Genomic DNA, 13943 nt, shown 5'->3' on the forward strand with positions numbered 1-13943 from the left:
TTACGAAGACAGCCTGTTAGGCGACAAGGCGTCTTCACTCCATTAATGAAGAGATTTCTTGACGAAGCTCTTCGGGCGAGCGGGGTGCTCACCTCAAACCCGTAGGGCTTGGTATCTCATTACAAAGCATATTATTATTCGTGGGCCTGCCTTCACTAAAGCTACGGTCGGCAAGAATGGCCAGGTATTGGTAAGAAACGAAGTACGATACACAACCACACATGAGCCGGGCTCTGGCTGTAATCCTCCGCAGACCACAAAGTTCTCCATCGGAAAAACCCTTATAACTTTTAAACAAAGTAAAAACGACTTTTAAACAAAGTTGGGCTTTTGATTTTTCAAGACCTTTGTTTCATATAAATTGAAACAAGACAGAGATGAACAATAAAAACCAATTTGGAAAACAAGGATGGACTCCCGAAAGAATAGGAGATTTAACCGGAAAAACATATGTGATTACAGGTACTACGAGCGGTACAGGATTTGAAGCTTCACGGATCCTGCTGTCGAAGGGTGCTAAAGTCGTGATGTTAAATCGTAATGCGAAAAAATCTGACGATGTGATTGCCACGCTGAAAGAAGCGCTCGGCAATCATATAGATGTGTCATATATCCTCATGGATTTGGCAGAACAGGCATCTGTAAGAAGGGCGGCAGAAGAGGTACTTGAGAAAGTGACACGTATCGACGCTTTAATGTGTAACGGTGCTATTGCTCAGGTGCCCAGTCAAAAACTTACCGTTGATGGCTTTGAGAGCCAGCTTGGCGTGAACCACTACGGTCATTTCACACTGCAGGCGCTGCTCTTTCCGCTGATTGAAAAATCCAAAGGCCGTATTGTTACTGTGGGTAGTATGGGATACAATTTAGGTCTGAAAACTATCAAGTTTGACGACATGAACTGGGATAAAAACTACGGTGGAAATGATGCCTATAGCCAAAGCAAATTGGCACAGATCATGACGGTGTATGAATTGCAAGACAGATTGAAAAAGGCGGGCAAGACGGATGTAAAAGTGTATGCCTGTCACCCGGGCGCTTCGGCTACTTCTCTTATCAAAACCAGCGGCAGTTTAATGACACGATTCATTTGGCAAATCATGAAGCTATCTCCAATGGTACAATCGGCCGAAAAAGGTGCGTATCCGGAATTGATGTGTGCCACGGAACCGAACTTAGACCCGGCTGGCTTCTATGGCCCTACAGGACGAAACTACTGGACCGGACCGGTTGGCGAATGTAAACTGGAGCCACATGCTCAGGACAAAGCTGTTGCCACTAAATTGTGGGCGATTTCAGAGGAACAAACGGGGCAAAAATTTCAATTGTAAATAAAGAATGCAACCAATGGCAACAAACAAAGGCAGGGTATTTCTATCGGGAACGGTTGACAAGCAATACACCTGGGAGCACATTTCGCCTCAGCATATCGTTGCTTTCATTTATTCGGGTGAAATGACTTTAACTTATGGGAAAGACACCCTGACTTTTGTTGCAGGCGACACTGTTTTGGTTCCCAAAAACCAATTGACAAGGGTCGTGAAAAGCCCGATGAACGGGGAGCCTTTTAAGGTGGTGACGATGCTTCTTCCCGAAGAAGACCTTCGCAAGTTTTATCTCGACCGTCCGGTTCTGGAAAATTGGGATGAAAACATAGCGAAGCAAAGACCTGTGAAATCGCATCCCTTGCTGACAAGCTTTTTTGGGTCAATGCTTTCCTATTTTGATGTGCAGGATGAACTTCCAGCATCGATCGTGTCCATAAAAATTCAGGAGGCACTGACCCTCATTGATGAAGCGGACAAAAGAGCCAGTTCAATTTTGGGCACATTTAGCGAGATGGGGAAAATCGACCTTGAAAAATACATGGAAGAGCACTACATGTTCAATTTGCCATTGGAAAAATTCGCTTTTCTGACAGGCCGAAGCCTGACCGTATTCAAATCGGATTTTAAAAAGATTTTTAAGACCACACCCGGAAAATGGCTCACAGAGAAACGACTGAATCTGGCGTATTACAAACTCACTACCAAAAAACAAAAAGCGACTGAGGTATATCTTTCAGCAGGTTTTGAGAACCTCTCCCATTTTTCGTTTGCCTTCAAAAAGGCGTTTGGTTACAGCCCGAGGAGCATTAGTAGTAATTAGTATTTAACAGAACTTTAAAACAAAAGACCATGGAAATTTTAAAAGCAGCCACTGACTGGGCAAAAGCCGAAGTTTTCTCGACACGATTCTTCATCCTTTTCGCCATTTTGTTCATCATCGCCAGCGTCGGATTTTGGCAGCTAGGCAAAACCGAATTAGCCAAAGCTTACATCGTCCCACTACTGGTGGCAGGAGGTTTATTGATGACCATCGGGTTAGGATTATTTTTTACCAACAAATCAAGAATCACCCAGTTTGAAAGGGCCTACAATAGTGACGCTTCAGCTTTTGTAGCATCAGAGATTGCCCGTGCTGAAAGCACTTTGAAAGAATACACAGTGGTTTTCAAGGTTGTTCCTATTATTATCATTGTGGCTGCCTTGCTTATTGTTTTTGTGAACACTCCAACCTGGCGGGCAATCAGCATCACCACCATTGCTATGATGATAGTAATATTATTGGTAGACGGCACTGCTCATGCCAGAATTGAAGCCTACAACAAACAACTGCTGATGACTGATAAACCAGCAGATAGCCAATAGCGTAACTTGCAATGCCAGGGAGGCGCTACCCGTTTATGTGCACGAAAGCCTGCTTGCCAGCTGTGGAGATAAACCGATTTTTTTGTCAACAGTAATCAAAAGAAAGAGTATGAGAATATTGATCATAGGTGGACAGGGAACAATTGGAAAACCTGTAACAGCACACTTTCAAAATGAAAATGAAGTGATTGTTGCAGGCAGAAGGAGCGGAGAAATCAATATTGATATAGCCGACACCAACTCCATCGAAAAAGCATTGGCATTGCTGAAAAAAGTAGATGCAATTGTCTGTATCGCAGGAGAAGCAAAATGGGCCAACTTCAATGAACTTACTGAAGACGACTACTACATTGGACTTAGGAGTAAATTGATGGGACAAGTAAACCTTGTTCGAATTGGTAAAGACTACTTAACCACAGGCGGATCCATCACACTTTCAACCGGCATTTTAGCCGACGACCCTGTGACCAAAACTACAAGTGCGGCGATGGTGAACGGAGCAATTCACAGTTTCGTCAAAGCAGTAGCCCTGGAAATTGAAAATGGCATCCGGGTCAATGCGGTGTCGTTAGGAATGGTCGAAGATGCTTATGAGAAGTACAAAGATTATTTCCCTGGACACAACCCCGTTCCAATGAAGAAAGCGGTCAATGCCTTTGTGAGAAGTGTGAATGGAAAAGGCAATGGAGAAATAATCCGGGTATATGAGAAATAACTGGCAAGCCCTCTCTTTCCGGTCGTGACAGGGTAACGGCAGCTCTAACACTACAGCTTTGGGCAACAGCCTATCCTTCTACCCCGACCCCGTCTCCCGGTTTTTTGGCCAAATCAGGCATTGAATGAATTCTTGTTGATAAACTCCAGGAATTTCGGCTTGTATTGCTCTGAAACTGAAATCCGCTGTCTGTTGATGAGTATTTGACTGCGTTCTATCACGTCGACATTGTCCAATGACACAATGAACGAACGATGTACCCGCATAAACTTGTTTGCCGGCAGTTCATCCTCCAGCGTCTTCAAACTCATGAGCGTTAGCACAGGCTTCGGATTATCCTTCAGCCATATTTTGATGTAGTCTTTAAGTCCCTCAAAATAGAGCACATCGGCCAGTTTAATGCGTAGCTGCTTGTATTCAGATTTCACAAAAAGGAATTCCTTTTCTTCCGAGAGAAGTGACTGCTGATTGCCTCTCACCAGGGCGAACCATTTATTCGCTTTGTCGGCAGCGGCTAAAAACTCGGCGTAATCAAATGGCTTCAAAAGGTAGTCCAATGCTTCTACCTTAAATCCCTCCACGGCGTATTGGTTAAAAGCTGTGGTGAAAATTACCCGTGTATCTTTGGGTAGCATTTTAGAAAACTCAATACCTGTGAGGTCTGGCATCTGGATATCCAGAAACAGCAAATCGACTGGCTCTTCTTTCAAGAACTCCATTGCTTCAATAGCATTTTTGCACGTCTTTTTAAGCACCAGGAATGGCGTTTTGTTGACGTACGCTTCTACCATGCTACGTGCCATCGGCTCATCATCAACAATTACACACGTGAGTTTTTGGTTACTCATAGCTTATGCTGTTTCTATTTCCAGGCGAACCAAAAAACGACCATCCTCTACCTTGGTTTCGAACTTGAATCTGTTTGGGTACAGCAATTGCAGTCGCTTTTCCAGGTTTTTCACACCAATACCCGAACCGCTTTTGTCGTCAGTCCTTTTAGGGAAATTGTCGTTATCAATGGTAAACACCACAGTCTTATGGTTGCACGTCATAGCAATATTAATAAGGCTGTCTTTGGTGGCCGACACTCCGTGCTTAAAGGCATTTTCAATTAACGAAATAAATAGTAACGGCGCTATCTGGATTCCGGAGTTTTCTGATGGAAAGCTATATTTCACTGTTGTTTCTTCCGACAGCCGCAGCTTCATCAAGTCGATATATCGTTTCATAAAGTCGACTTCCTTTGAAAGAGGTACCAGTTCCGTATTCGTTTCATAGAGCATATAGCGCATGAGCTTGCTTAAACTATGAATCGAAGATTTGGCTTGATCCACTGACACATCTATCAATCCATAGATGTTGTTGAGGGAATTAAAAAAGAAATGAGGTTGGAGCTGGTAGTGCAAATGCTGCAACTCCGACTGTAACTTATAGTTGGCAGCTTCCTTTCGCTCAACTTCAGTTTTCACCCACTGCCTTGTCGTTTTAATGGTTATTGAAAAGAGAATGGGTGCCATGTATGATAACGCCTGCACATAAATGAACATTTTAAACGGCGGCCCGGGCCCATCTTCTCCGTTTGGCGTTTTTCTGGCAAAATCCGGGAAAAAAGAACTTTCAATTTGTTCTCTCAGCAGCAAGAAGACTGCAACGATGACCGCATTGACGATGATGAATTGCAGTGTTTTTTTGGTGAAAAAAAACCGGTCTACCAGCACAAAGTAATTGAGGTAAAACACAATAGCTGAAAACACCAGGGGGATCCAAAAATGTGCAATCACCCTGTTGATGTCCTGGTCCTGGCCGTATGACAACACGTAGGGCATGCTGAAAAGGCCTGCCCAAACAAGCAGTTGCGAAATGGCCGTTATTTTATTGTTGTTGTGCATACCGTTATTCGTAGCGTAAGGCAGTTATCGGATCCAGAGCAGCTGCTTTTTTGGCAGGATACCATCCAAAAAAGATACCGGTCACGGCGCAAACGGCAAATGATATTACAATGGAGTACATGGCAATGCTTGTTGGCCAGCTTAAGAATTTTTCGATAAAAACAGTTGCCCCTAAGCCTAAAACGACGCCCAATACCCCGCCTGTGATGCTGATCAAGATGGCTTCAATTAAGAATTGCATTAAAATATCGGCTCCCTTACCTCCTACAGCCATACGTAACCCGATTTCTTTGGTGCGCTCTTTAACGGAAACATACATAATATTCATAATGCCAATACCACCAATTAACAAAGAAATGCTGGCAACTGCCACTAAAAGAATGGTTAGCATTTCGCTGGTAGAACTAAAGGTCGAAATCAATTCTTCCATAGAACGAACCGTAAAATCATCATCACTATCCAATAGTTTGTGCTGTGCACGTAAAATCGAAGTCACTTCTATTACTGCATTTGGCGCATCATCTTCACTAACCGCCGATGCCATAATTTGATTCAGATGGTCTATTGCTAAAATTCGTTTCTGTACGGTCGTGTATGGGGCAATCACCACATCATCCTGATCTTGTCCGAATGTATTTTCTCCTTTTTTTTCTAAAACACCAATAACCTTAAAGGGGATATTATTGAATCGGATCATTTTTCCCACCGGCTCTTCTCCATCAGGAAACACATTGTCAACAACGGTTTGCCCAAGTAATACGACTTTTGAAGCCGATTTTACTTCGGCATTGGTAAACATGCTACCGCTTTGCAGATCTACCACTTTAATGTTTAGATAATCAGGATTGACACCATAAATGGTAGATGGCCAGTTGTTGGAACTATTGATAACCTGTCCGCCACTATTTACAACTGGCGTAATGTAGCTCAGCAAGGAAGCTTGTTCTTTTATCTCTTCATAATCTTCAAGCGTAAGGGTTTGTACATCACCCCCACTTCCTCTTGCAGGGCCTCTGTCATCAGTGCCGGGTCTAATAGTAATCATATTAGAACCCATGCTTGAAATAGTAGCACGAATGCTTTCCTTTGAACCTTCACCAATGGCCAGCATGGCGATGACAGATGCCACGCCAATGATGATTCCCAGCATGGTGAGCAGCGTTCTCAACTTATTAAGAACTATCGCTTTAAAAGCTATTTTTAACAGATTTAAGAGTCTCATAATGAATGTTCTTCTTGAGGTAATTTGGCTAGCTGCTCTACCGCAGACTGTACCTTATTGTTCTTGTGGTCCTGCAAAATAAGCCCGTCCCTTAATACGATGGTTCTGGCACTAAACGCCGCAATATCCGGCTCGTGGGTCACAAAGGTGATGGTAATTCCTTGTGCGTTTAACTCCTGAAACAACGACATGATTTCGTAGGAGGTGCGGGTATCCAGGTTTCCTGTGGCTTCATCTGCAAGGATCATCACGGGGTTATTTACCAACGACCTGGCAATAGCCACTCTTTGTTGCTGGCCACCAGAGAGCTGAGCTGGTGTATGGTGGAGTCTGTCGCCCAGGCCAACCTTCTCAAGGGCTTCAATGGCACGCTTCCTCCGCTCATCGGTCGACACTTTGCTATTATATAGCAAGGGCAACTCCACGTTTTCAATGGCTGAGGTTCTGGGCAATAAATTATAAGACTGAAAAATAAACCCGATTTTTTCGTTTCTTATTGTCGCCAGTTGGTTTCTACTAAGGTCCTTTACACTCACTCCATCAATCTCATAAGTGCCCGATGAAGGTTGATCCAAACATCCCAGAATGTTGAGCAGCGTACTTTTTCCTGAACCACTGGAACCCATCACGGTTACAAACTCACCCTCGTGTATGGTGAATGAAATACCTCTAAGCGCATGAACAGTCTCTGTTCCCATTGTAAACTCACGCTTCAACTCTTCGATTTTTATTATTTCTTTTGCCATGGCTGATTACTTTTTCCTGTTTGCTCCCGGTGGTTTCGGCATAAACGGGCTTTCACTTTCCCCTTCTGAAGATCTTACTTCTTCATTGCTTTGAGATTTCAAGCTGTATACCAATTGATCACCATCATTAAGCCCGCTCAGTATTTGCACATTCACGCCATCGCTGGCACCTAAGGTGACGGTCTTTTGCGAGATGGCACCATTGGCATCACGCACCCAAACAATTGGTTGATCACTTTCTTCAATTGGTGTTGGTGGGCCCTCAGGAGGCCCTGTATTGGCCAACTGTTGATTATATGCCATCAACAACGAGGGTGTTGGTTTAAAATTAATGGCTTTGGCTTCAGCAGTTAATACATCCTTCAGCTCCAAAGTGTAAATAGAAATGGTGGCTGTTAACCCCGGCTTCAATTTTAAATCGGGGTTATCAGCTTTAATCACTACTGTGTACGTCACCACATTGGAAGTCACCGTTGGGTCTAACCTTACCTGTGTCACCGTGCCATCAAAAATTTCACCCATATAAGCGTCGACTGTAAAGGTTACCCTCTGCCCTTCCTTCACCTGGCCAATATCCGCTTCATCCACATCTGCTTCCACCTGCATTTCCCTCAAGTCCTGGGCAATGGTAAAGAGTGTAGGCGTGCTGAAACTTGCAGCAACCGTTTGCCCTTCATCGATATCACGGGAAAGTACTACCCCGTCGATAGGTGCATATATATCTGCGTAACTCAAATTAGTTCTGGCCGACTGGAGATCCGACAAGCGTTGCGTGACCGTACCCTTTGCTGTTTCAAAATTGTACAATGCATCATCATAGTCAGATTTGCTAATGACCTGGTTCTCGAACAACTTCTTTTGTCTTTCGAAAATAGTTTCCATGTAGTCTCTCTGAAAAACTGCATTGTCATAAGCGGCACGGGTTTGTGTGAGCGAGGCCCTGAGATTGGTTTTATCCAGCTCTGCAATCAGCTGACCTTCTTTCACCACGCTGTTGTAGTCCACATATATTTTTTCGACTACTCCGGAAACTTGTGTGCCGACGTCTACTTGCATGGTAGGTTCTATCGTTCCTGTGGCTGTTACCGTGGTGGTAACATCCGCCAACCTGGCAGCCACCGTTTTAGCTTCAATAACCGCTGCGTCATCCCCTTTTATGAAACGGAAGGCTATAAGGGCAAGTATCACCAGTGCTACAGTGCCAATAATTATATTTCTTTTAATTTTCATTTTGTATTCTGTTAAAGTTGAATGTCGTTCCCCTGATAAAACTGGAGCAATTGATAGTACAAGATGTTCAGGTACTTAGCCTGTAAATAGTTCTGTCGTGCGTTGGTATAGGTATTTTGACTTATCACCAGGTCGGTAGTACTCAGGTCTCCCAACTCATATTTTGTCTGAGCCAGTTTGTAAGATTGTTCGGCAGCCTGTTGCGAGGCTTGTGCAGCCATAAGTTGCTCCTGAGCCGACAGAGCGTTTTGATAGGCAGTTTCTACCTTTTTGTAAACCTCTTTCTCGGCGCTTTGCTTTTGTATTTGTGCTTTGTCAATATTAATCGCAGCCGTTTGCACAGCCGCCTTGGTTTGGTTCCTGTTAAATATGGGAACGCTTAATGACAGCCCAAGGCGTTGATTGAAATTGACATTGAACTGATCCGATAACGTATTGTTGTTAAAGCTCGAATAACCTGAACCAAGGCTTCCGGTTAGCGCAAGCGTTGGCAAATACCCGCCCTTGGCAATATCGAGTTGTTTCCTGCTCGCTGCTATATTCAGGTTGGTGGCTTTTATCTCCGGCAAAAAGCTGATGGCGTTAAAATAGAGCTCTGACTTATTCAGATTCAGGTTTGTCAAGTCCACATTTTCATCAATGGTCTCAATTTCCAACACTTCCATTGGTGGTAATTCCAACAACTGCTTTAACTCGATGATGTACTGCTGGTAGGTATTCCTGGCGGCAATCACATTGTATTTGTTGGTAGCAGCCTGACTTTGCGCTTCGGTGTAATCGCTAAGCGCAATTGTTTCCGCATCCAGGCGTGCCTTGGCCCTTAGCACCTCTTTTTCTGAAGCTGCCAAATTGTTTTCTGCTATAGCAATGCTCTCTTTGCTATACAACGCTTGTAAGTACGTTTCCAGAAGATTCAGCACAATGCAGTTCCTTTCTACCTCTTCCTGAAGAACGCTTCGCTCCAGCAGCAACTTATTTTGCTGGATTTGATTGCTGATTTGATAACCTTGAAACAAGACAACAGAGCTGCTGATGCCCACATTTCCACTGTGAATCTGGTCAGTGATGTATTCACTGGTGATGGGGTCTATCGTATTACCGTTAGAGAGGATTTGTGAGGCATTGCCAAACACATTAGGCAACCTCGAAGATTTTGATTTACTGTAGTCGACTTCGGCTATATCGATGTTTAATGCCGCTTCCTTAACAGTAATATTGTTTTCGAGTGCGTAGCTGATACAATCTTGCAATGACCATACTTTGGGCATCGTGCCGTCTGACGCCTCTTGAGCGAATGAAAGCTGCACCAATAATAAGCTTGCTATGAGGAGATATGATTTCATTTTTCCTGGTGTTTTTGTTATTACACTTCAAAGTTGAAATCATAGAGTCGCTTAATAAAAGAGAATATACGATTGAGGAGATTGACTATACCAGCCGCCTTGTTTTATCGATGAAGCATTTCGCTTGCGAGCCAATTGGCACCACTCTGAAATACTTAGGCAACTGACTTACCTTTTCTTAAGCCGCTGCACTTCTCTTTGTAAAGCGGAGGTGCCAGCTTATAGCCTGATCAGTTCCGCAGGTCAGGTCGTTTAACGTGAGGTGACGCAGCCACCTCTTCAAATCCCAGATTCTCCCTTTATTTCAAAAAAAATCGATACGCATGAGGGATACATCCGGGAGCCACGTCTAAACGTGCAAAAGTATTGACATGCAGAAATTTAAACTGGTACCCATGCTATTGATGATATTCGTCCTGAGTTCATCTATTGGTGGTAAAGGGGAATTAAAAGGAGATACAACGGCAGAAACAGTTGTGGCAGTCAACCCGGACTTCTTCCTGGAGGGGACGAAAGTTTCAACGGTACCTTGCACACTGTCGGACGGCACAAAAACAACCTGCTACCAAATAGTGGCCGGTACGCCTGCTGATCACGACATGGGGCCGTGGTGCCCGGACAATATTGCTGATGGTGCGGAGGCAGGAGGCATTTGGCTTGAAAACGGAGAAGTCCACGATGTGGATGGTGAATTCATCAGGAACCTGGCCACATTTTACAACGATGACTCCTGGCTGATGTATGACGCTAACGGCGATATTTATGTCACAAAGACAGAAGAAGACTGTATCAACGCAGCCAACCCCAACGTGGGCGAAGCCTACAAAAACTTCTGCGTGGAGTGTATCCCCGACTACATCGCTGATGTCACCCGCACGTGGATGATCCCAACTACGCCAGTAAAGCTTGCCACATCGGCGTATTTTGCACGGGGCGCTGGCGGACCCGGGGAAGCAGGCGGAAGACCTGAACCAGGTCAAAGGCCAGAGCGGGGAGACAGACCAGCACCCGGCAACCGACCCGAGCGAAGGCAAGAAGCGATGGGCTTTGGCCCTCAAACACGTGGTATTGCCTTCAATGGCGTAGAATTTTCTGCATCGGCGCCGGTCGACAACATTTTAGGTGCCTATACCATCGCTCCTTTTGACGACGCCGGTGGCCACATCAATGTGCATCAGGGCTATCATTACCACGCCGCCACAGGTGTATCCACACAAATCAAGCAGAAGGACGGACATGCCCCCATGATTGGGTATGCGATGGACGGGCACGGCATTTACGCCCAGCTCAACGAAGATGGAAACGAACCGGGCGACCTGGATGGATGCAGAGGGCACTATGACGACGTAAGAGGCTATCATTACCATGTAGATGCACCCGGCGCTAATAATTTCATTAACTGCCTGGCGGGAGCATACATTAACTAATGAAGACATCAGCTATGAAAAAGACAATGAAATCAATTTTTGCCATGGTTGCGATCCTTTTTGTCACGTCTGCCATTGCGCATCAACCGGATATTTCCTCATTCACCCTGATCGAGAAAGAACCTGGGCAATGGATGCTTCAGCTGAACGCCTCTATGACCGCCTTCCAGTATGAAGTAAGAAATGCTTACGGCCTAGATTCGTACGCTTCAGCCGAGGAATTCAACCAATTGCTTTTGACCCACCTGAAAGGGCAAATTGACATCAGGGTAAACGACAGAGAAGTGACGCTGGAAAACGGGATGGTCATGCTTGGGCATGCCACCACAGTGGCTTTTGAGCTATCGGGAGTGCCTGGAAATGTGGAGGAAGTGTTTGTTAAGAACAAGGGATTTCAAAATATATATCATAGTCAGGGCCTCTTCAGCATCGTGAAAGAAGGGCTTGCCAGGTCCAGGTTTGTGTTGAGTGAAGCCAATGACTACCAACTCAATGTGACATTGAAGGACAATGAAATACTGCTCGCAGAAACGGCTTCAAATGATTTCGGGAGCGTCCTGGTCATCATCCTGATCGTTGGGTTATCAGCAGTTTTCCTGTTCAACTATCAATCGGTAATTCAATTTTCAGAAGCTCAAACCCACGGTTGGATTTGAACTGGGTTGGCGGGCCTGACGAGCATGGTGCTATGCAAAAAATCTCTTGCCGCTGACTGATTCCCGGGCGAATAAATAATGGTGACTATATACAATTCTACACTAGATCATTTTGATTTTGTGTAATTAACTACTATCTTTGATTTATCAGTGACGGACAAAGCCATGATAAACAAAGACTTCACTTCAATACTTGACCTTCTTAAATCATTCCCTGATGAACAATCTTGCATTGACCATCTAACAGAACTTCGTTGGAATGGGCATGTAGTATCCCCATTTGATGCAGACTCTAAAGTCTACGTTTGCAAAGGCAGCAAGTATAGATGTAAAAATACAGGAAAATACTTCAATGTCCGCACTGGAACCATGTTCGACAACACAAAAGTTGAGCTTCAGAAATGGTTCGTTGCCATCTTCTTAGTTACTTCTCACAAAAAGGGTATTTCTTCACTTCAATTAGGAAAAGACATTGACGTGACCCAAAAAACTAGCTGGTTCATGCTTCAAAGAATTAGAAACTGTTTCGGTTTCGAAAATGAAGGCGAACTAAATGGTGAAGTTGAAATTGACGAAACATATGTTGGTGGTAAGAATAAAAACCGTCATGCTAATAAGAAGGTAGAAGCTTCTCAGGGACGATCTACCAAAGACAAGGCTCCTGTAATGGGAATGATCGAAAGAGGTGGTAAGCTGATCGCAAAACAAATCGATGGCGTAGGTAGTGATTCTTTGACTCCTGAGGTCATTAAAAGAGTAAAAGATGCAATGGTATACACCGACGAATGGACAGGCTACAAGAGCCTTGCAAGGGTTTACGATCACTTAGTAGTAAAGCACAACCACGGTGAATATGTAAACGGTCGTATCCACACTAACACAATCGAAGGTTTTTGGTCTATCCTGAAAAGAGGTATCTTCGGAATCTATCACTTTACATCTAAGAAGCACCTTCAAAAGTACGTGGACGAATTCGTTTACAGATACAACACAAAAAACAATACTACTGCTAGCAGATTCAATCTATTGCTAGCTAACAACGGTAATAGATTGACATACAAAGAGCTTATTGCATAGGACATGATAAAGAAGATTGAAATAAATGGTCTCCAAATAGCCATTATTGACCAGAGCAGCAGCGATTACATATCGCTTACTGATATGCTTAAAAACAGAGATGGTGAAGATCACATACGCAACTGGATGCGGAATAGAAACACCGTAGAATTTTTAGGCATATGGGAAACTATGCATAATCCAGATTTTAAAGGTGTCGAATTCGACACCTTTAAAAAAGAGGCCGGATTGAATAAATTTAACCTTACACCTAAAAAGTGGGTTGAAGCGACAAATGCCATCGGACTAGTCTCCAGGGCTGGTAAAAATGGAGGAACATACGCCCACGTTGATATTGCGTTTGAATTTGCTAGTTGGTTAAGTGTCGAATTCAAGCTTCTTCTCATCAAAGAATTCCAGCGGCTTAAAGGTGAAGAAGCAAAAAGAAAGGAGGTCGGATGGGACGTAAATAGATTCTTAGCTAAAGTTAACTACCATATTCAAACAGACTCAATAAAAGATAACCTTATCCCCATATCCCAATTGCCAAAGGATAGGCAATGGTTAGTATATGCAGAAGAAGCTGATATCATCAATATGGCGGTGTTTGGAATGACCGCCAAGCAATGGAAAGATAAAAATCCAAAAGAGGTGCTAAACGGGTTCAACATGCGAGACTTAGCGGATGTCTATCAACTCAATGTGGTAGCAAATATGGAGGCTATCAACGCAAAGATGATAAGAGAGGGCATTAAAAAAGAAGATAGATTTTTACAAATGAGAAAAGAGGCGGTATATCAATTGAAGTCTCTGTATAAAAACAATACGTTTCCCATCGCAACAATTCAAAGTCCTTTTTCAACTCCAGACGCTTCTGGTAGCTTTATAGAGTACGAAGAAGTTAAGGAAGTCGGGCCGATTGAGGAAATAGATGGTGAGCCGTTATCTGCCTTCAACAAAAGGCTTGCG

Annotated in this window: 13 protein-coding genes and 1 pseudogene; 8 read left to right on the top strand and 6 right to left on the bottom strand. The window is 43.9% G+C overall.

The genetic code is table 11. The features are described from left to right. Positions 1–377: 377 nt before the first annotated feature. The 4 genes from ACMVP2_RS03850 to ACMVP2_RS03865 all read left to right on the top strand — a co-directional run bounded on the left by ACMVP2_RS03850 (position 378) and on the right by ACMVP2_RS03865 (position 3405). The gene (locus ACMVP2_RS03850; protein ID WP_416866789.1) at positions 378–1331 is read left to right on the top strand and encodes an SDR family oxidoreductase; all 954 of its coding nucleotides are present in this window, start codon (positions 378–380) and stop codon (positions 1329–1331) included. Positions 1332–1347: 16 nt separating this feature from the next. After that, on the top strand, positions 1348–2148 hold the full coding sequence (locus ACMVP2_RS03855; RefSeq protein ID WP_416866790.1) for a helix-turn-helix domain-containing protein: 801 nt from the start codon (positions 1348–1350) through the stop codon (positions 2146–2148). Between the two features lie 29 nt (positions 2149–2177). Then, positions 2178–2690 carry a hypothetical protein gene (locus ACMVP2_RS03860; RefSeq protein WP_416866791.1) on the top strand — a complete coding sequence of 171 codons (513 nt, stop codon included), beginning with the start codon at positions 2178–2180 and terminating at the stop codon, positions 2688–2690. A 109-nt stretch (positions 2691–2799) separates the two neighbouring features. Further along, entirely contained in the window at positions 2800–3405 is a 606-nt protein-coding gene (locus ACMVP2_RS03865) for a short chain dehydrogenase (protein WP_416866792.1), read from the top strand. A 113-nt stretch (positions 3406–3518) separates the two neighbouring features. On the opposite strand, the gene ACMVP2_RS03870 is transcribed toward ACMVP2_RS03865, so the two are convergent. From ACMVP2_RS03870 to ACMVP2_RS03895, 6 genes are read right to left on the bottom strand one after another with little or no spacing between them, the layout of a single operon-like run. Further along, positions 3519–4253, bottom strand: coding sequence for a LytR/AlgR family response regulator transcription factor (locus ACMVP2_RS03870; protein WP_416866793.1), 735 nt, complete (start codon positions 4251–4253; stop codon positions 3519–3521). Positions 4254–4256: 3 nt separating this feature from the next. Continuing rightward, a complete protein-coding gene (locus tag ACMVP2_RS03875) occupies positions 4257–5294 on the bottom strand; it encodes a sensor histidine kinase (protein WP_416866794.1) in 1038 nt (345 codons plus the stop codon). Between the two features lie 4 nt (positions 5295–5298). Next, the gene (locus ACMVP2_RS03880) at positions 5299–6516 is read right to left on the bottom strand and encodes an ABC transporter permease (protein ID WP_416866795.1); all 1218 of its coding nucleotides are present in this window, start codon (positions 6514–6516) and stop codon (positions 5299–5301) included. Continuing rightward, positions 6513–7262: an ABC transporter ATP-binding protein gene (locus tag ACMVP2_RS03885; RefSeq protein ID WP_416866796.1), complete on the bottom strand. Its 750-nt coding sequence runs from the start codon at positions 7260–7262 to the stop codon at positions 6513–6515. The genes ACMVP2_RS03880 and ACMVP2_RS03885 overlap by 4 nt, the downstream gene beginning before the upstream one ends. A 6-nt stretch (positions 7263–7268) precedes the next feature. Further along, entirely contained in the window at positions 7269–8492 is a 1224-nt protein-coding gene (locus tag ACMVP2_RS03890; RefSeq protein ID WP_416866797.1) for an efflux RND transporter periplasmic adaptor subunit, read from the bottom strand. A gap of 11 nt (positions 8493–8503) precedes the next feature. Beyond that, complete coding sequence (locus ACMVP2_RS03895; RefSeq protein ID WP_416866798.1) at positions 8504–9835, bottom strand: TolC family protein; 1332 nt, start codon at positions 9833–9835, stop codon at positions 8504–8506. Between the two features lie 371 nt (positions 9836–10206). Here ACMVP2_RS03895 and ACMVP2_RS03900 point away from each other — a divergent pair, with 371 nt between their 5' ends. From ACMVP2_RS03900 to ACMVP2_RS03915, 4 genes and pseudogenes are all read left to right on the top strand, one after another. Further along, positions 10207–11262: a YHYH protein gene (locus tag ACMVP2_RS03900; RefSeq protein ID WP_416866799.1), complete on the top strand. Its 1056-nt coding sequence runs from the start codon at positions 10207–10209 to the stop codon at positions 11260–11262. After that, on the top strand, positions 11262–11918 hold the full coding sequence (locus tag ACMVP2_RS03905; protein ID WP_416866800.1) for a hypothetical protein: 657 nt from the start codon (positions 11262–11264) through the stop codon (positions 11916–11918). Before ACMVP2_RS03900 ends, ACMVP2_RS03905 begins: the two co-directional genes overlap by 1 nt. 165 nt (positions 11919–12083) lie before the next feature. Continuing rightward, the gene (locus tag ACMVP2_RS03910) at positions 12084–12995 is read left to right on the top strand and encodes an IS1595 family transposase (protein ID WP_416866801.1); all 912 of its coding nucleotides are present in this window, start codon (positions 12084–12086) and stop codon (positions 12993–12995) included. Positions 12996–13001: 6 nt separating this feature from the next. Continuing rightward, positions 13002–13787: pseudogene (locus ACMVP2_RS03915) on the top strand (KilA-N domain-containing protein); the annotation flags it as partial. Positions 13788–13943 lie beyond the last annotated feature (156 nt).

Source organism: Imperialibacter sp. (assembly GCF_048007035.1).
Lineage (GTDB): Bacteria > Bacteroidota > Bacteroidia > Cytophagales > Cyclobacteriaceae > Imperialibacter.

Coding starts and splice junctions, on each gene's coding strand:
- ACMVP2_RS03850 (WP_416866789.1), top strand. CDS start 378: ATGAACAATAAAAACCAATTTGGAAAACAAGGATGGACTCCCGAAAGA.
- ACMVP2_RS03855 (WP_416866790.1), top strand. CDS start 1,348: ATGGCAACAAACAAAGGCAGGGTATTTCTATCGGGAACGGTTGACAAG.
- ACMVP2_RS03860 (WP_416866791.1), top strand. CDS start 2,178: ATGGAAATTTTAAAAGCAGCCACTGACTGGGCAAAAGCCGAAGTTTTC.
- ACMVP2_RS03865 (WP_416866792.1), top strand. CDS start 2,800: ATGAGAATATTGATCATAGGTGGACAGGGAACAATTGGAAAACCTGTA.
- ACMVP2_RS03870 (WP_416866793.1), bottom strand. CDS start 4,253: ATGAGTAACCAAAAACTCACGTGTGTAATTGTTGATGATGAGCCGATG.
- ACMVP2_RS03875 (WP_416866794.1), bottom strand. CDS start 5,294: ATGCACAACAACAATAAAATAACGGCCATTTCGCAACTGCTTGTTTGG.
- ACMVP2_RS03880 (WP_416866795.1), bottom strand. CDS start 6,516: ATGAGACTCTTAAATCTGTTAAAAATAGCTTTTAAAGCGATAGTTCTT.
- ACMVP2_RS03885 (WP_416866796.1), bottom strand. CDS start 7,262: ATGGCAAAAGAAATAATAAAAATCGAAGAGTTGAAGCGTGAGTTTACA.
- ACMVP2_RS03890 (WP_416866797.1), bottom strand. CDS start 8,492: ATGAAAATTAAAAGAAATATAATTATTGGCACTGTAGCACTGGTGATA.
- ACMVP2_RS03895 (WP_416866798.1), bottom strand. CDS start 9,835: ATGAAATCATATCTCCTCATAGCAAGCTTATTATTGGTGCAGCTTTCA.
- ACMVP2_RS03900 (WP_416866799.1), top strand. CDS start 10,207: ATGCAGAAATTTAAACTGGTACCCATGCTATTGATGATATTCGTCCTG.
- ACMVP2_RS03905 (WP_416866800.1), top strand. CDS start 11,262: ATGAAGACATCAGCTATGAAAAAGACAATGAAATCAATTTTTGCCATG.
- ACMVP2_RS03910 (WP_416866801.1), top strand. CDS start 12,084: ATGATAAACAAAGACTTCACTTCAATACTTGACCTTCTTAAATCATTC.